A 16091-nucleotide genomic window follows, 5' to 3' on the forward strand; every position below is an offset into this window, starting at 1 on the left:
AATCCCGGGCAAGGAGAGGGGTGTGCGCGATGAAGGCGGTCGAGAGACGGCTGATGAATGAAGTGCCCTTGTTGCGTAGGCACTTGCAGGTCTCGACGGTGCTTGCACTGGTCGGCGGCGGGCTCGTCGTCGCCCAGGCGGCGCTGCTGGCGAAGGTTCTCGCGGACGGGTTCGCCGGGTACGGGGCCGATGGCGCGGCGGTGGTCGTGCCGGCGGCGGTCATGGGCGGGCGGGCGCTGGTGGCATGGGTGCGAGGGTTCCTCGCCCAACGCGCCGCCGCCGACGCCAAGCGGGCACTGCGGGACCGCGTCACGGCCGGCCTGCGGCGTACGAACCCGCTCCGGCTCGCGGGCGGTCGGCACGGGGAGACCGCCACGCTGCTCACCCGGGGCCTCGACGCCCTCGACCCGTACATCGTCGGCCACCTCCCGACGAAGGCCGCCGTCACGGTGGTGCCACTGGTGGTGCTCGGCTGGATGGCCCGGACCGATTGGGCGTCGGCGCTCGTGGTGCTGATGACGCTGCCGCTGCTGCCGGTGTTCGGGGTGCTGGTCGGCATGCACACGGCTCAACGCACCGCGAAGCAGTGGGAGTTGCTGTCCCGGCTGGGCGGGCACTTCCTGGACGTGGTCGCCGGGCTGCCGACACTGCGGGCGTTCGGGCGGGAGCGGCACCAGGTGGGTGTGGTGCGGGAGATGGCGGAGGCGCACCGCAGGGCGACCGTGCGCACGCTGCGGGTGGCGTTCCTGTCCTCGCTGGTCCTGGAGACGGTCGCGACGCTGTCGGTGGCGCTGGTGGCGGTGCCGGTGGGGCTGCGGTTGCTGGGCGGGGAGGTGGAGCTGGAGGTGGCGCTGACGGTTCTCTTCCTGGCGCCGGAGGCATATCTCCCGCTGCGGGCGGCGGGGGCGGCGTTCCACGACAGTGCGGAGGGGCTGGGGGTGGCGGAGAAGGTGTTCGCCGTACTGGACGGCGAGGGCCGGGCTGCGGAGGGGGCTCTTCCGGTGCCGGGCGGGGGCCGGGTGCCGTTGAGCGTGGACAGGGTCACCGTGCGATACCCGGGGCGGGCAGTGCCAGCGCTGGAAGGGGTGTCGCTGAGCGTCCGTACCGGGGAACATGTGGCCTTGGTCGGGCCGAGCGGGGCGGGGAAGTCGACGCTGCTGGCGCTGCTGCTGGGGTTCGTGGAGCCGGGGGAGGGGCGGGTCACGGTCGGCGGCGTCGACCTCGCGCAGCTCGATGCGGAGGCGTGGCGGGAACGGGTGGCATGGGTGCCGCAGCGGCCCCACCTGTTCGCCGGGACCGTCGCGGAGAACATCCGTCTGGGGCGGCCCGGGGCGAGCGAGGCGGAGGTGCGGGCAGCAGCGCGGGCGGCGCCCGCGGAGGGCTTCGTGGCGGAACTCCCGGACGGCTACGACACGGCCCTCGGCGAGAGCGGATTCGGCCTCTCGGCGGGCCAGCGCCAACGCATCGCGCTGGCCCGGGCCTTCCTGCTGGACGCGCCGGTGCTCCTGCTGGACGAGCCGACGGCGCACTTGGACGTGGGGAGCGAGGGGTAGGTGGTGCGGGCGATGGCGGAGCTGATGCGGGGGCGCACGGTGGTGGTCGTGGCACACCGGGCGGGGGTGCTGCCGCATGTGGACAGGGTGGTGGAGGTCTCTCCGGCTCAGCGGGTGGCGGTGCCCGGGTGGGCGTGAGGGACTTCCCTGCGGGCCTCGGGACGGTGGGCGTGGGGGCGCGGTCCGAGGGCCGGAACGGGTGCCGAGTGCTCGCTCGTCAGGCGGCCGGAATTCGCGTGGGCCGAGAGGTCCCCGGCCCCGCCCGCCCCTTCTCCGGAACGCCGGAGAGGTCGGGCACGGCTGCGGTGAGGTACGGGTCGACCTCCGCCCGAGCGTGACCCCTGCCGCCCTCCAGCCCCGCGACCCGCCGCCCCCCACCCCGGAACCCAGAAAGGTCCTCGCCATGCCTCCCCGCCCCCACCCCACCCTCCGGCTCCTCCAGCACCTCGTCCCCCACTGGCGGCGGCTCCTGCCCGCCGCCCTCGCCGCCGCCGGCAGCGAGCTGGCCGCCGCCGCGCTCATGGGGACCGCCGCCTGGCTCATCACCCGGGCGGCCGAGCAGCCCCCGCTTGCCGAGGTCGCGCTCGCCGTCGTCGTGGTGCGGGCGCTCGCGCTGGGGCGTGGGCTGTTGCGGTACGCCGACCGGCTGCTCGGGCACGACGGCACGCTGCGGGCCGTCGCCGTGTTCCGGGCCCGGGTGTACGAGGCGCTGGTGCCGCTCGCCCCCTCCGGCATCCCCGCCTTCCGCAGCGGTGACCTGCTCACCCGGCTCGTCGACGACGTCGATGCCGTCCAGGACTTGTTGTTGCGGGTCCTCCTGCCCGTCGCCGCCGCCGGTACGGTCGCCGTGGCCGCGACCGGGACCGCCGCTGTGCTGCTGCCGGGTGCGGGGCTCCTGCTCGGGGTGATGCTCGTCCTGGCAGGTCTTCTCGTACCCGTACTCGTGCTCGTGACGTCACGGAGGGACGGGCCGGAGGAGCGGGCGGCGCGGGCACAACTCGCCGTGTCCAGCCTCGACTTGACGCGTGGTGCTGCCGATCTCTCCGCGTACGGGGCGCTAGGCCGTGCCGAGGAGCGGGTGCGGCAGGCCGCCACCCGGATCGCGCGGCTCGAACGCCGAAAGGCACGTACCACCACGCTCGCCTCGGCCGTGATGCTGCTTCTGCAAGCGGGGGCGACCGTCGGTGTCACCTGGCTCGCACTCGGCGCGCACGCGGGCGGGGAGCTCGCCGCCGTACACCTCACCGTGCTCACGGTCCTGGCGCTCGCGTCGTTCGAGGCGCTCGGACCGCTGCTGGCGGCCGCGCGGAGGTTTGTCGAAGTACGGTCCGCAGCAAGGAGGTTGGCGGAGATGCTGGATGCCCCGCCGCCCGTCGTGGAGCCGGTCGTGCCCGTCGCGCTTCCCGCCTCCGGGCCGCTCGGCGTCGAGATCACAGGTCTGCGTGTACGTCACCGACCCGGCGGACCGGCAGCCCTGGACGGGGTGAGCCTGCGGTTGCCGCCCGAGCGGCGGGTGGTTCTGGTGGGGGAGAGCGGGTCGGGGAAGTCCACCCTGATCGCCACGCTGATGCGGTTCCTGCCGTACGAGAGCGGAAGCATCCGCATCGGCGGGCGCGAGCTGCGCGACTGCGCGGGCGCGGACGTGCGGCGGGCGATCACCGGGGTGACGCAGGACGCCCATGTGTTCCGCGGCACGATCCGGGCCAACCTGCTGCTGGCCCGCCCCGACGCCACCGAGACGCAACTGCGGGAGGCGGCCGGGCGGGCGCGGCTGCTGGAGTGGATCGAGTCGCTGCCGCAGGGGTGGGAGACGTACGCCGGGGGCGACGGGGCGGAGATGTCGGGCGGGCAGCGTCAACGACTGCTTCTGGCACGGGCGTTGCTCGCCGATCCACTCGTACTCGTACTCGACGAACCGACCGAGGGGCTCGACCCCGACTCCGCCGCCGCCGTGCTGGCGGACATCCTCGACGCCACGCACGGCCGGACGACGCTCCTCGTCACGCACGAGCGGGAAGGGCTGGCCGCCGCCGACGAGGTCGTGACCCTGGAGCGGGTGGCGGCGGGCCCCTGCGGACCGTTGTTGACCCTGCCCCAGGGGGAGGGCTGAGGGTCAGAGGCCGGGAAGCGGAAGAGGTGGGGAATGCTGCCGTCGGACGGGCATGTGCACAGCGAGTGGTCCTGGGACGCCTTCGAGGGGTCGATGGAGCGGACCTGCCGGCGTGTGGTCGCCCTCGGGCTGCCGTCGGTGGCCTTCACGGAGCATGCGGACTTCACGCCGTGGCAGCTCGGGCACGGTGCCCAAGTGCCGCAGCAGTGGCATGCGTTGGTGGTCGACGGAGTCCTGTCGCCGCCCGCACTCGACCTCGACGGATACCTGGCCTGCCTGGACGCCTGCCGTGCCCGCCACCCGGAACTGCGCATCCTCTCCGGTGTCGAGCTGAGCGAACCCCACTGGCACACCGCCTGCACCACGGCCCTGCTCGACGCGGGCCGCTTCGAGCGCGTGCTGGCGTCGGTGCACTCGGCGCCCACCGCCGACGGGGCCGGATTCACCGAGGTGTCCGCCAGGTTCGGCGACCAGGAGCCGGGCGAGGTGGTGCGGGGTTATCTGGCGGAGACGGCACGGCTGGTGGCGGAGTTCGACGCCTTCGAGGTCCTGGCCCACCTCGACTACCCGGTCCGCTACTGGCCCGCGACCGGCACTCCGTACGATCCGCTCGATTTCGCGGAGGAGTACCGGCACGTCCTGCGCGGTCTGGCCGCGGCGGGAAAGGTGCTGGAGCTCAACACGAGGGTTCCGCTGGGGCGGCAGGTGCTGGAGTGGTGGTACGAGGAGGGCGGCACGGCCCTCGCCTTCGGCAGCGACGCCCACGATCCCGGCGGCCCGGGGCGCGGATTCCGCGAGGCGGCGCGGACGGCGCGGGCGGCGGGATTCCGGCCCTGGCGCGATCCGTACGACTTCTGGCGGCGGGCGTGACAGCCGGGGCGGACCCAGATGCGTGGGCCTGGAAAAGGTAGGGCAATGGCTGGGCAAAGAACCTTGAAGCCCCTCGTGTGATGCGCGTAGACAGGGCCCGACCTGCCACAACACCTTGTCACTTCTTTCATCCCTGCCATCGGAGCCCGAGACATGACGCGTTGGAACACCCGTATCGCCGGCCTCGCCGCCACTCTCGCCCTCGCGGGAGGGGCCGCCTACGGCACGAGCCTGGCGGGCGGCGACAACGCGCCGATCCAGCCCGCCGCCGCGTCCAAGAGCCGCGCCGGCGCCCACGAGCCGCAGAACATCGCCGACCTCGTCACCCAGATCGACCGCTACTACGGCGGCACGAAGAACGCCGACGGCACCTGGTCCGCCTCCGACAGCAGCCCGTACGCCCACGACGTGCACCGCGTCGAGAAGGCCGCCAAGCGGCACCTCGCCGAGGCGGGCAAGCGCGGTGCGCGGCACGGCAAGAAGCCCGCCGTGGTCCTCGACGTCGACGACACCATGCTCCTGACGTACGACTACGAGAAGGCGACGAACTTCACGTACGGGACCAAGTCCTTCACGGACTACGTGAGCAAGGCCGACCGGGGCCCCGTCTTCGGCATGCCCGAGCTGGTCAACTACGCCAAGGCGCACGGCGTCGAGGTCTTCTTCCTGACCGGCTCCGCCGAGGACGTGCGCGCTCCGTTCGCGAAGAACCTCGCCAAGGTGGGCGTCACGACGCCGCTGGACCGCACCCACCTCTTCCTCAAGGACAAGGTGAACCCGCCGGCCTACCTGAAGGAGGCCTGCGGCGCGGGCGACGCCTGGAAGTGCGACGGCGCCCAGTACAAGGCCGCCACCCGCAAGTACATCGAGTCCCAGGGGTACGACCTGGTCGCCAACATCGGCGACCAGGAGTCGGACTTCACGGGCGGCTACGCGGACCGCACCTTCAAGCTGCCGAACCCGATGTACAAGGTCAGCTGACCCCTCAGGACAAGCGGATCAGGGTGACGTCGAATTCCAGGCGGACCTTCGGGGCCACCAGGACCGACGTCACCGAGTTCCAGTTCACCTCCCAGTCGTTGCGGTTGACCGTGACGCCGCCCTTGAGGCGGACCCGGAAGTCGCCGTGCGCGTCGGCCGGGTCGCCGGTCAAGTCGACCCCGGCGTCGCCGAGTTCGGCGTCCAGGACGATCCGCCGGGTGGTGCCCCGGATGGTCAGGTCGCCGGAGACCTTGTAGTGCGTGTCGTCGACGCGGCGTATTCCGGTCGAGGCGAAGTCGAGCGACGGATGGTGCTCGGCGTCCAGGAACGAGGCGTGCAGAAGCTCGTCGCGCTGGGGGTTTCCGGTGGTCAGGCTCGCGGCCCGGAGGGTCATCCGGGCGCTGAACCGCTCCGGCTCCTCGCCGTTCAGGGTCGCGCCGCCCTCGTACTCCGTGAAGTGGCCGCGCACCCGGGTCGACATGGTGTGCCGGGCGACGAAACCGATCCGGGTGCGGGCGGCGTCGACGACGTAACCGCCGGTGAGGGCGCCGAGCTGGGCGATGGTGGACATGGGGGAGGTCAACTCCTGTAGGGGGAAGGTGTGTTGGGGGTGGGTGTGCGCCCACCCCCGGGAGTGCTCAGGCGTACTGGCCCGGCCGGTAGTCGCCCGCCGGGGTCTTCGTGATGATGTTGAGCCGGTTCAGCGCGTTGAGCACGGCGATCGCCGACACCAGCGCGCACAGCTCGTCCTCGGTGTAGTGCTTGGCGGCGTTCGCCCACACGTCGTCGGGCACGCCGCCCGCCGCGTCGGCGATCCGGGTGCCCTGCTCGGCCAGTTCCAGGGCGGCGCGCTCCGCCTCGGTGAACACCGGGGCCTCGCGCCAGACCGCGACCAGGTTGATGCGTATCGCAGTCTCACCCGCGTGCGCTGCGTCCTTGGTGTGCATGTCGACGCAGTAGGCACAGCCGTTGATCTGGCTGATCCGCAGCGCCACCAACTCGCGGGTGGCGGCCGGAATCCTGTCCATGATCGCCATGCCCGCGGAGACGATGTGCTTGAGGGCCTTGGCGCCGACGGGGTTGGTCTTGAAGTCGATACGGGCTTCCATGGTGATCTCCTGTGAGTGCTGAGGCTGTTGCATCGCCGTGGTGCACGAGCTCGGTCCGGGACGTCCCGCGTTCCGTCCTGCTCCTGCACCTGCTCCTGCTCCTACGACGAGGCAGCCCCGGGGAATGTGAGGCGCGGGACCGAAGAAGAATTGGGTGCCGCGAGGGCCTCACATTCCGGCCCGCTGATTCGTCGTACTGATGGAGACCGCTGCCCCCGCGCGGGCGCGGCCTCCTGGTTCGTCGTACGCACGTGAGGGAGCAGCACTGCATGCACACGTCACCGGAGACCCCGGAGCCTGAGAACGCCGACGAGACGCTGGGCGCGATCATCAGCGAGCGCCGCCAGCTGATCAACCTCGCGTACCGGCTCCTGGGCTCGCTCGCCGACGCGGAGGACGTGGTGCAGGAGGCGTACACCCGCTGGTACGCCATGACGCCCGCCCAGCGGGAGGCCGTCACCACGCCGGGCGCCTGGCTCACCACCGTCGCCAGCCGGATTTGTCTCGACCTGCTCGGCTCGGCGCGGGTACGACGCGAGAGTTACGTCGGTGAATGGCTCCCCGAGCCGCTGCCGGACCACGCGGAGTGGGCCGACGGCGGCGGGAGCCGCAGGCCGGTCGACCCGGCCGACCGGGTCACGCTCGACGAGTCGGTGAACATGGCGCTGCTCGTCGTGCTCGACGCGATGACCCCGGCGGAACGCGTCGCGTTCGTCCTGCACGACGTGTTCCGCTACTCGTTCAACGAGGTGGCCGAGATCGTCGGCCGGTCCCCGGCGGCCTGCCGCCAGCTCGCCTCCTCCGCCCGCCGCCGGGTCGACGCCTCGCGGGCGAAGGTCGCCCCGGCCACCCAACAAGCCGCTCTGGTGCGGCAGTTCAAGCAGGCGTGGGAGGAGAAGGACATCGCCACCCTCATCAACCTGCTCGACCCGAACGCCATGGGCCTCGCCGACGGTGGCGGCGTCGTCAACGCGGCACCGCCCACCGGCGGCAGCGAGCGCATCGCCCGCTACCTGGTCGCGATGCTCGACCTCGTGCCGGACCTGAAGCTCCTGGAGCGCACGGTCAACGGCCGGCCCGGCCTGGTGGTCCAGCAGGAGGGCGTGACCTCTACGGTCATCGCCTTCGACGTCGCCGACGACCGGATCACCCGCTTCTGGGCCATGCGCAACCCGGAGAAGCTCCGCCCGTGGACGGAGGCCTGACCGGCTGGGGTTCGTGACGGGACTCGTCAATCACAGTTGACGACCCGTGGGGGTCAACGTAGGTTGACGCCATGAATGACAGCCTGCTGCTCCACTGCGGGGTGGCCGCCGGTCCCCTCTTCACGCTCGTCCACCTGGTGGAAGGTGCGCGGCGCGCCGACTACAACTCCCTGCGTCACCCCGTCAGTTCGCTGAGTCTCGGGCGTGCGGGGTGGGTGCAGGTCGCCAACTTCCTCGGCCTGGCCCTGCTGTCGGCCGTCTTCGCCGTGGGGCTCTGGCGGGAGGGGGACTCGCGGTGGGGCGCCCTGCTGGTCGGCGTCTGGGCGGTGGGCATTCTGGGGGCGGGCGTCTTCCGGACGGACCCCGTGCGCGGGTATCCGTCCGGCACGCCCGACCGGGTCGAGCGGCCCAGCAGGGCCGGGGCGTCGCACGATCTGTTGTCCTTGCTGGCCTTCCTCGCGCTCCTGGCCGCCTGCTGCGTGTACGCGTTCTCCGGCGGTCCCGGATGGGCCGTGTACTCGCTCGGCTCCGGCGTCGCCTTCGCGGGGTTCATGGTCTGGTCGAGCGCCGCCTTCGCCTCGTCCGGTCGCAGTGGCGACTTCGGCGGGCTGCTCCAGCGGGCCTCGCTCGCCATCGGCTGCCTCTGGCTGACCGTACTCGCTCTGCGCACGCTCCACCCGTGAGCAGAACCGCATCGGGCCTGCCTTAGCCTGTCGATCATGGCGGACTGGGAGATACGACAGGCGACGGCGGCGGACCTCGAACCGCTGGTCGAGGTGCGGGCCGAGGCGATGCGGCCGGACCTGGAGCGGCTCGGGCGGTACGACGCCGGGCGGGTCAGGCAGCGGATGCGGGACGCGTACGCGCCAGGCCACACCTGGGTGATCGAGGTGGCCGGGACGCTCGCGGGCTGCGTGGCGCTCCGGCCGGCCGACGACGCGTACTGGCTGGAGCACTTCTGTCTGGCGCCGCACCTCCAGGGCAGCGGCATCGGCACCGCCGTGCTGCGGGAGTTCCTGGAGCGGGCCGACCGGGACGGCCGGCCCGTCCGCCTCAACGTGCTCCAGGGAAGCCCCGCCCGACGGCTCTACGAACGCTTCGGGTTCACGCTGGAGAGCGAGGACCCGGTGGACGTCTTCATGGTGCGGAAGGGGTAGGGGCTTTCGGGGTCCTGGGTCCCGCCGCACGGGCCGTCAGCGCCCGCAGGGCCGACTCCAGCGGACCGTGACGCAGCGCGGTGGTCGCGAAAATGCGCTGCCAGATCCAGCAGCCCGCCACCGCCACCACGCTGAACCACATCAGCGCACGCCAGCCGAACGCCCCGTGGGCGAAGCTGGAGAGTGCGATCGAGTGGATGGTGTACACCGACAGGGCCATGGTGCCCATCACCGCCAGCGGACTCAGCAGCACGGCCGGCAGGCGGCTGCGGCAGGCCAGCAGGCACACCCCTATCAGCGCCGCCCCGACGCCCACGTTGCCCAGCGTCTCGAAGGGCGTCTGGCTGTACGGTCCGGACAGCAGCAGCCAGTGCCAGTCGGTCGAGGGGATCGCGCCGAACTGGCGGCCCAGGACGGACCGGATCGGATCGGCCCGGTCCAGCGCCCAGGCGTGATGACGGGCGATGGCCCCCATGATCGCCTGCCGGCCGCCGCCGTGCTCCACGGCGAACCAGGAGGTCCCGTACCCGACGACCGCGGCCACCACGCCCCACAACGTCAGCCCGAGCACGGGCCGTCGCCGGTGCACGTCCACCAGCCGGCCGAGCGCCAGGCCCACGACGACGTACGGGAAATAGGTGAGGAACGGGTACGCGCCGCTGATCACCAGCTTGTCGAAGAAGTCCAGGACGCCGGAGACGCTGGTGAAGTCGTTGAAGTGGGGCGTCTTGCCGCGCCCGCCGGCGAAGTGGCCGGTCCACGGCCCGACGACGTACGACACGACCGGGCCCACCACGATGCCGAGCGCCGCGAGCGTCGTGAGTGCGCGGGTGCCCAGCAGGGTGAAGGGCTCGGCGGCCAGGAAGTAGGCCGCGTAGAAGGTGAGGATGACGAGGATTCCCCACTTCGGCGCCTCGAGGGCGAGCCCCAGCAGGGCCAGTACCGCGCAGCGCAGCGCGACGGCCCGGAAGCCGCCGGGGGCCGGGCGCGGCTCGCGGCCGCCGTGCGCCAGGGCCAGGGAGAACCCCGCTATGAGGGTGAAGACGGCCGGGGCGCGGCCGTCGGCGGCGACCATCAGCCATCCCGTTCCCTTGAATTCGGGATCCGGGCCGACGTGCGCCGCGAACATGGCGAGCACGGCCACGGCACGGGCCACGTCCACGCCGGGCAGGCGGGCGGAGGCGGCGCGCGGGCGGGCCGGGGACGGGGATGCGGTGGCTGACGCGGTGTCAGGGGGAGCGGAGGCGGTGGCGGGTACGGCCTGGGTCATCTGGAACTCATGGATTCTCGTCGGTCGTGGAATGCCGGGGACGGGGGGACGGGCCCCGGCGGGGGCAGGAGACGGCAGTGCCGCTTGAAGTCTCTGATGGCGTTCGGGGTTTCACCGTTGCCTGTGGGGCGATCCGGGTGACTCAGCTCACACGTTCGGTGGAGTGGTGCGGCGTGATAGAAAGTGGGTCAATCGTTCAGGTTGTTTTTGTCGTGCTGTGCGCGCCGTGCAGTTCTTGTCGAACGGGAGTCCCGCATGCCCCAGGCCCTCACGCCCGGAACCGACCAAGGGGGAGCCCGTGCCCAATCCGTACGGTGAACTCTTCTCCGCACGCGGCACCAAGGCGTTCTCCGGCGCGGGGCTGCTCGCCCGGTTGCCGCTGCCCATCACCCACATGGGCATCCTCACGATGCTGTCGGAGCTGCGCGGCGAGTACGCGCTCGCGGGCGCCGTCGCCGGAACGTTCACCCTCTCCATGGCCCTGATCGCCCCGCAGACCTCACGCCTGGTCGACCGGCTCGGCCAGGGGCGCGTCCTGTTCCCCGCCACCGGCATCAGCGTGGCCGCGCTCGGCGGGCTGGTGCTCTGCGCGAGCAACGACGCCCCCGTCTGGACCCTGTTCGTGCTCGCCTTCTTCGCCGGGTTCATGCCCAGCATGGGGGCGATGGTGCGGGCCCGCTGGACCGAGATCTACCGGGGGACGCCGCGCCTGAACGTCGCCTACTCCCTCGAAGCGGTCGTCGACGAGCTGACGTACATCGTCGGACCCGCCTTCGCGGTCATGCTCGGCACGAGCCTCTTCCCCGAGGCCGGGCCGGTGGTGGCGCTGCTCCTGCTGCTGGTCGGGGTGCTGCTGTTCGTACCGCAGAAGGCGACGGAACCGGCGATCCGGCCGCGCCCGGCCGACCGCGGAAGGCAGCACTCCGTGCTGCGGTCGCCGACCGTGCTGGTCCTGGCCCTGACCCTGCTGTCCGGCGGCGCGATCGTCGGCACCGTCGACACGATGGCCCTCGCTTTCGCCCAGTCGACCGGTCAGAAGGGGTCCGCGGGCATCGTCTTCACCATGTACGCCGTCGGATCGGCCCTGTCGGGGCTGACCTTCGGGGTACGGCAGTGGAAGGCGCCGCTGCCGCGCATGATGCTGGTCGGCGTCGGCGGGATCGCGCTGACCACGGTGCCGTTCCTGTTCGTGAACAGCGTGGCGGCACTGGCCGCGACCGTGTTCTTCGCGGGGGTGTTCTTCGCGCCGACCACGGTCGTGATGATGGGCATCGTCGAGAAGGTCACCCCGGCGGCCCGGCTCACCGAGGGCATGACCTGGATGATCGCCGGACTCAACATCGGGATCGCGCTGGGTGCGGCGCTGTCCGGGCAGGTGGTGGACGCGTACGGCATCGGAGCGGGCTTCGCCGTGGCGCTCGGCTTCGGTGCGCTGGCGCTGCTGCTGGCGCTGGGCGGCGTCCGGCGGGTGACGGCGGAGCTGCGGCGGGCGGAGGAGTCCGTGGTGCTCGCAGGCTCGGCCGTGGTGCGGCAGCAGCCGGCGGAGTGCCGCTGACGCCGTGACCAGGGCGGTCTCTCCTGCGAGGGGCCGCCCCGGGCCCGGTAGGGTCGCGGTGACCCGTCCCGGACAGGAGCCGACCGTACCGTGAGCGAGCCGAAGACAGTGAGCGTGTCGCAGGAGCCGACCGCGCCCGAAAAGGAAGCGCCGATCACCGACGGCCGCCGCCTCAAGGGCGAGCGCCGTCGCCGCGCGCTGATCGAGGCGACCCTGCGCGTCGTCGAACGCGACGGGGCTGCCGGGGTCACCCACCGCACCGTCGCCCGCGAGGCCGGACTGCCGTCGACGGCGAGCACGTACTACTTCGACTCCATCGACACCCTGCTCAACGAGGCCCTGGCCACGAGCACCAACGAGGACGCCGACCGCATCGTCGCCCTCGCCGAAGGGCCCGACGAGAACCGCCACCGGGCGCTCGCCGTCCTGATGGCCGAATGCATCAGGGACCGCGGCCGCCTGCACGCCGAGTTCGAACTCTGCCTGCGCGCCGCCCGCCGCCCCGAACTGCGCGGCCCCAACCGCCGCTGGACCGAAGCCCTGCGCACCTTCGCCCGGCAGCTCACCGACGACCCCCTGCGCGTCGAGCTCTTCGCGCACGCCTACGACGGGCTGCTGCTCCAGGGGCTGCTCGCGGACGAGCCGCCGACGGTGGACGCGTACGAGAAGATGCTCCGCCACCTGCTGCCCTAGCTCCGGCGCGCCCTTTGCCGCCCCAGCAGAACAGCAGGACGTAAGCCATGGTGGCCATTCCGCGCAAACGTACGGCGAACTACAGTGCGGCCATGGCTGTCATGGACGTGCGCAACGACGCTCGCGGGTGGCTCGTCCTGTGGCTGGAGCCGTTGGGCGAGGACCGCTGGATGAGGCCGGGGGAGACCTTCCGCATCCGGACCGACTACACCGGCGACGAACTGGCCTTCTCCGTCACCGGCTGGGTGAACGGCGACGAGCGGTCCAACGGGATCGAGAACCTCACCGTGTGGGTGGAGGGCGGCGGCTTCGAGGCCGAGGTGACCGACGCGGACGGCAACGTGATCGAGTGCGGGCACAACCGGCAGCCCGACAGGACGTAGGGATCACGCGCCTCTGACGTGCAGATGGCCCTCGCCGGGATACGCGGGCGGCAACGGCGGAAGCACGGACTCCAGTGCATACCCGCACTTCTGCGCCACCCGGCAGGACCCCTCGTTCCCGACGGTGTGCAGCAGCTCCAGCCGCGTCACCGCAAGGGGACTCTCCGGCCCGAGCGCCCACCGGGACAGCGCCTCCAGGGCACGGGAGGCGACGCCCCGCCCCCGGACGGAGCCCGCCGTCCAGTAACCCACTTCGGCCGAGCCCGCCCTGCCCGCCCGCTTGACGGCGACGTGCCCCACCGGCCGCCCCTCCTCGACCACGGCGAAACTGAACCGGGCACCGGACACCCGCCCTTCAGTCTGCTCACCGATCCATCGGAGTGCCTGCGCCTCGTCGTTCAGGTGGTGGGCGAGCCAGCGCTGGAGCGAGGGGTCCCGATGGGCCACGACCAGCCCCGGCGCATCCTCGACCCGCCACGGGCGGAGGGTCAGCGCGGGTGCGGAAGGGGCCTGTTCGACGGGCAGATTCACGGACATCGGGCTCCTCGGGCGACGCGGGATCGACACATGATCACCGCCAAACCTACGCGGCCCCGGACTCCGAGCTGCTGCCGGCTCAGACGATCGGTGGCCGTCCCAGGCGCGTCATGCGCCAGACCGTGCGCCACCGCATCGGGGCACGTTCGCCGCACGGGGTGCGGAGGCCCTCCCGGAAGCCCGCGCACCAGGAGCGCAGGCCGGAGAGGGAGCGGATGCGGGTCAGGGTGAGGGTGATCCAGACGGTGAGGTAGACCGGGATCAGGGGGAGCGGGAGTCTGCGGCGGGCGATCCAGACGCGGTTGCGGGCGGTGAAGCGGTAGTAGACGGCGTGGCGTGCGGGGGAGGTCTTCGGGTGCTGGAGGACGAGCCCGGGTTCGTACAGGATCTTCCAGCCGTGGTCGAGCGCCCGCCAGGCGAGGTCGGACTCCTCGTGGCCGAAGCGGAATTCGCCCGCCCACAGGCCGGTCCGGCGCAGCATCGGTACGGAGAGGGAGTGGCCGCCGCCGAGGAAGCCCGTGACCAGGCCGCGCCGCAGGGGATCGGAGGCGCGCAGCCGCGGCACGTGCCGACGCTGGGTCTCGCCGTGCTCGTCCGCGATCCGGAACGAGACGATGCCCAGTGCCGGATCGGACGCGTGGAGCCGCTGCACGGTGGCGAACACGTCGTCGGCGATCAGCAGACCGTCGTCGTCCAGCTCGACGACGACGTCCACCTCGCCGGTGTCGAGCAGCGCACGCAGCCCGACGTTGCGCGCCCCGGGGCAGCCGGGGTTGTCCACCAGGGGGATCTTGGTGACGGCGTACGGAACGTCCGTCAGCGGCGTCGCACTGCCGACCAGCACGATCCGCGCGGCCGGAACCGTCTGCCGCTCCACGGAAGCCATCAAGGCGTCCAGTTCCCGGGGGCGATTGCCCATGGTGACGATGACAACTCCGATGCGGGGAAGGGGCGTGGACGGACTCCAGGAGGTGGTCATGCCGTGCAGGCTCTCATGCAGGCCCGTACCACGCCTGCCGCCGAGCCCCCGAGGCAAGGGCACGTCCGGGGGCGGCGTTACAGTGCCCGCTTGACGGGGCGGGCCACGAATCGTCCCGAACGGGGTGTCAACACCAGGCACAGCAGCACCAGGTAAGGATCACGACCATGAAGGTTCTCATCGCCGGCGGTGCCGGATTCATCGGCTCCACCGTCGCCTCCGCGTGCGCCGACCACGGCATCGACACCGTCGTCCTCGACAACTACGCCACGGGGCGTGCCGAGTTCACGAAGGGCCGTACCGCGTACGAGGGCGACATCTGCGACGGCGGGCTGATCGACCGCATCTTCGCCGAGCACCCGGACATCGACGCCGTCGTGCACGCCGCCGCGCTCATCGTCGTACCGGACTCGGTGGCGGACCCGCTCGGTTACTACCGGGAGAACGTGTCCAAGGGGGTGGAGTTCCTCCAGCATCTCGCCCGCAACAAGTGCACCCGGCTGCTGTTCTCGTCGTCGGCGTCGATCTACCGGGCGGCCGAGGACGGCAAGGTCGACGAGAGCTCGCCGATCGAGACGCTCAGTCCGTACGCCAACACCAAGGCCGTCTTCGAGTCGATCCTCGCCGACGTGGCCGTGGCCGGTCCCACCAAGGTGGTCTCGCTGCGCTACTTCAACCCCATCGGCGCCGACCCGCAGTTGCGCACCGGCCTCCAGCTCCGCAAGCCCAGCCACGCGCTCGGGGCGATGATCGACACCCACCGCAGCGGAGGCACCTTCCACATCACCGGCACCGACTGGCCGACCCGGGACGGCTCCGGTGTCCGTGACTATGTCCATGTCTGGGATCTGGCGCTGGCGCATGTGGCGGCCCTGCGCCGGTTCGACACGGTGACTGCGTCCGACCCGTACCGGGTCATCAACCTCGGCACCGGCAACGGCACCACGGTGCGCGAACTGGTCACCGCCTTCGAGCAGGTGACGGGCGAGCCGCTGAACGTGGCGGAGGCAGGCCCGCGCCCCGGCGACACGGCGGGCGCGTACACCAGCAGCACCCGTGCGTACGACCTCCTGGGCTGGAAGCCGACCCTGTCCGTCGAGGAAGGCATCCGGGACTCGCTGCGCTGGGTGGAGAAGCGCGACGAGGTGCTCGGGGAGGGCTGAGCGGGCCCGGTGCGGTGGGAATCCGGAGGAGGAGGGTGGTCAGTCCTCCGGGTCCCAGGCCGTGATCAGGTTCAGGAGGCCGGGGAAGCGGGCGTCTAGGTCGGCGATGCGGACGTGGCTGCGGCGTTCCAGCCCGTACTGGCGCTGACGCGTGACGCCCGCTTCGCGCAGCGCCTTGAAGTGGTGGGTCAGCGACGACTTCGGGCGGTCGAGGCCGAACCAGCCGCAGGAGTGGTCGAACTGCTCCGACTCCAGCAGGAGTTTGCGGACGATGCGCAGCCGCAGCGGATCGCTCAGCACGCCGAGCACGGTCGGCAGGCGCAGGTCCTCGACGGCCGGTTCCGGGAGGGGCGCGGGCAGGCCGGGCGGTTCCGGGAACTGCGTGACGGCGGGGGCGGCGTCCTGGATCGGAGGCATGGGCGGCTCCTCAACTCCTCTTCGCGTTCAGTCGCGTTCGGTCACTTCTTGCGCATCCGTTGTACGAGTTGAATCGTACTGCATGCTAAGTTCGACTCGACTCGTACAG

The 16091-nt window shown here is 71.7% G+C and carries 16 protein-coding genes and 1 pseudogene; 11 read left to right on the top strand and 6 right to left on the bottom strand.

Annotated elements, in window-relative coordinates; all coding sequences use genetic code 11:
- Nucleotides 1–53 precede the first annotated feature (53 nt).
- The 4 genes and pseudogenes from cydD to IE269_RS26535 form a co-directional block, all read left to right on the top strand.
- Nucleotides 54–1673 (top strand): annotated as a pseudogene (gene cydD / locus IE269_RS26520) (thiol reductant ABC exporter subunit CydD); the annotation flags it as partial.
- A gap of 283 nt (nucleotides 1674–1956) precedes the next feature.
- Complete coding sequence (gene cydC / locus IE269_RS26525; protein WP_189825652.1) at nucleotides 1957–3663, top strand: thiol reductant ABC exporter subunit CydC; 1707 nt, start codon at nucleotides 1957–1959, stop codon at nucleotides 3661–3663.
- A 33-nt stretch (nucleotides 3664–3696) separates the two neighbouring features.
- Nucleotides 3697–4533: a PHP domain-containing protein gene (locus IE269_RS26530; RefSeq protein WP_189825653.1), complete on the top strand. Its 837-nt coding sequence runs from the start codon at nucleotides 3697–3699 to the stop codon at nucleotides 4531–4533.
- 153 nt (nucleotides 4534–4686) lie between these two features.
- Nucleotides 4687–5514 (top strand): HAD family acid phosphatase, encoded by an 828-nt coding sequence (locus tag IE269_RS26535; RefSeq protein ID WP_189825654.1) that lies wholly within the window; start codon nucleotides 4687–4689, stop codon nucleotides 5512–5514.
- Between the two features lie 4 nt (nucleotides 5515–5518).
- On the opposite strand, the gene IE269_RS26540 is transcribed toward IE269_RS26535, so the two are convergent.
- Nucleotides 5519–6085 carry a YceI family protein gene (locus IE269_RS26540; protein WP_189825655.1) on the bottom strand — a complete coding sequence of 189 codons (567 nt, stop codon included), beginning with the start codon at nucleotides 6083–6085 and terminating at the stop codon, nucleotides 5519–5521.
- Nucleotides 6086–6152: 67 nt separating this feature from the next.
- A complete protein-coding gene (locus IE269_RS26545) occupies nucleotides 6153–6623 on the bottom strand; it encodes a carboxymuconolactone decarboxylase family protein (protein ID WP_189825656.1) in 471 nt (156 codons plus the stop codon).
- A gap of 269 nt (nucleotides 6624–6892) precedes the next feature.
- Between IE269_RS26545 and sigJ the strand changes: the two genes are divergently transcribed.
- From sigJ to IE269_RS26560, 3 genes are all read left to right on the top strand, one after another.
- Nucleotides 6893–7828 carry an RNA polymerase sigma factor SigJ gene (gene sigJ / locus IE269_RS26550; protein ID WP_189825657.1) on the top strand — a complete coding sequence of 312 codons (936 nt, stop codon included), beginning with the start codon at nucleotides 6893–6895 and terminating at the stop codon, nucleotides 7826–7828.
- A 71-nt stretch (nucleotides 7829–7899) separates the two neighbouring features.
- Nucleotides 7900–8511, top strand: a complete 612-nt coding sequence (locus IE269_RS26555) for a DUF998 domain-containing protein (protein ID WP_189825658.1) — start codon at nucleotides 7900–7902, stop codon at nucleotides 8509–8511.
- Nucleotides 8512–8547: 36 nt separating this feature from the next.
- Complete coding sequence (locus tag IE269_RS26560; RefSeq protein WP_189825659.1) at nucleotides 8548–8985, top strand: GNAT family N-acetyltransferase; 438 nt, start codon at nucleotides 8548–8550, stop codon at nucleotides 8983–8985.
- Here IE269_RS26560 and IE269_RS26565 read toward each other — a convergent pair.
- Nucleotides 8966–10255 carry a DUF418 domain-containing protein gene (locus IE269_RS26565; protein WP_189825660.1) on the bottom strand — a complete coding sequence of 430 codons (1290 nt, stop codon included), beginning with the start codon at nucleotides 10253–10255 and terminating at the stop codon, nucleotides 8966–8968. The genes IE269_RS26560 and IE269_RS26565 overlap by 20 nt on opposite strands.
- A gap of 298 nt (nucleotides 10256–10553) precedes the next feature.
- Here IE269_RS26565 and IE269_RS26570 point away from each other — a divergent pair, with 298 nt between their 5' ends.
- The 3 genes from IE269_RS26570 to IE269_RS26580 all read left to right on the top strand — a co-directional run bounded on the left by IE269_RS26570 (nucleotide 10554) and on the right by IE269_RS26580 (nucleotide 12886).
- Nucleotides 10554–11810, top strand: a complete 1257-nt coding sequence (locus IE269_RS26570) for an MFS transporter (protein ID WP_189825661.1) — start codon at nucleotides 10554–10556, stop codon at nucleotides 11808–11810.
- 90 nt (nucleotides 11811–11900) lie between these two features.
- Nucleotides 11901–12503, top strand: coding sequence for a TetR/AcrR family transcriptional regulator (locus IE269_RS26575; RefSeq protein ID WP_229898242.1), 603 nt, complete (start codon nucleotides 11901–11903; stop codon nucleotides 12501–12503).
- Nucleotides 12504–12595: 92 nt separating this feature from the next.
- Nucleotides 12596–12886, top strand: a complete 291-nt coding sequence (locus IE269_RS26580; protein ID WP_189825662.1) for a hypothetical protein — start codon at nucleotides 12596–12598, stop codon at nucleotides 12884–12886.
- A 3-nt stretch (nucleotides 12887–12889) separates the two neighbouring features.
- On the opposite strand, the gene IE269_RS26585 is transcribed toward IE269_RS26580, so the two are convergent.
- Nucleotides 12890–13423: a GNAT family N-acetyltransferase gene (locus IE269_RS26585; RefSeq protein WP_189825663.1), complete on the bottom strand. Its 534-nt coding sequence runs from the start codon at nucleotides 13421–13423 to the stop codon at nucleotides 12890–12892.
- Nucleotides 13424–13502: 79 nt separating this feature from the next.
- Nucleotides 13503–14402, bottom strand: a complete 900-nt coding sequence (locus IE269_RS26590) for a glycosyltransferase family 2 protein (protein WP_189825664.1) — start codon at nucleotides 14400–14402, stop codon at nucleotides 13503–13505.
- Between the two features lie 167 nt (nucleotides 14403–14569).
- On the opposite strand from IE269_RS26590, the gene galE reads away from it, so the two are divergent.
- On the top strand, nucleotides 14570–15565 hold the full coding sequence (gene galE / locus IE269_RS26595) for a UDP-glucose 4-epimerase GalE (RefSeq protein WP_189825665.1): 996 nt from the start codon (nucleotides 14570–14572) through the stop codon (nucleotides 15563–15565).
- Nucleotides 15566–15604: 39 nt separating this feature from the next.
- On the opposite strand, the gene IE269_RS26600 is transcribed toward galE, so the two are convergent.
- On the bottom strand, nucleotides 15605–15982 hold the full coding sequence (locus tag IE269_RS26600; protein ID WP_189825666.1) for an ArsR/SmtB family transcription factor: 378 nt from the start codon (nucleotides 15980–15982) through the stop codon (nucleotides 15605–15607).
- Nucleotides 15983–16091 lie beyond the last annotated feature (109 nt).

The sequence above is a fragment of the Streptomyces spiroverticillatus genome, from assembly GCA_014650415.1.
GTDB classification, from domain to species: Bacteria; Actinomycetota; Actinomycetes; order Streptomycetales; family Streptomycetaceae; genus Streptomyces; species Streptomyces spiroverticillatus.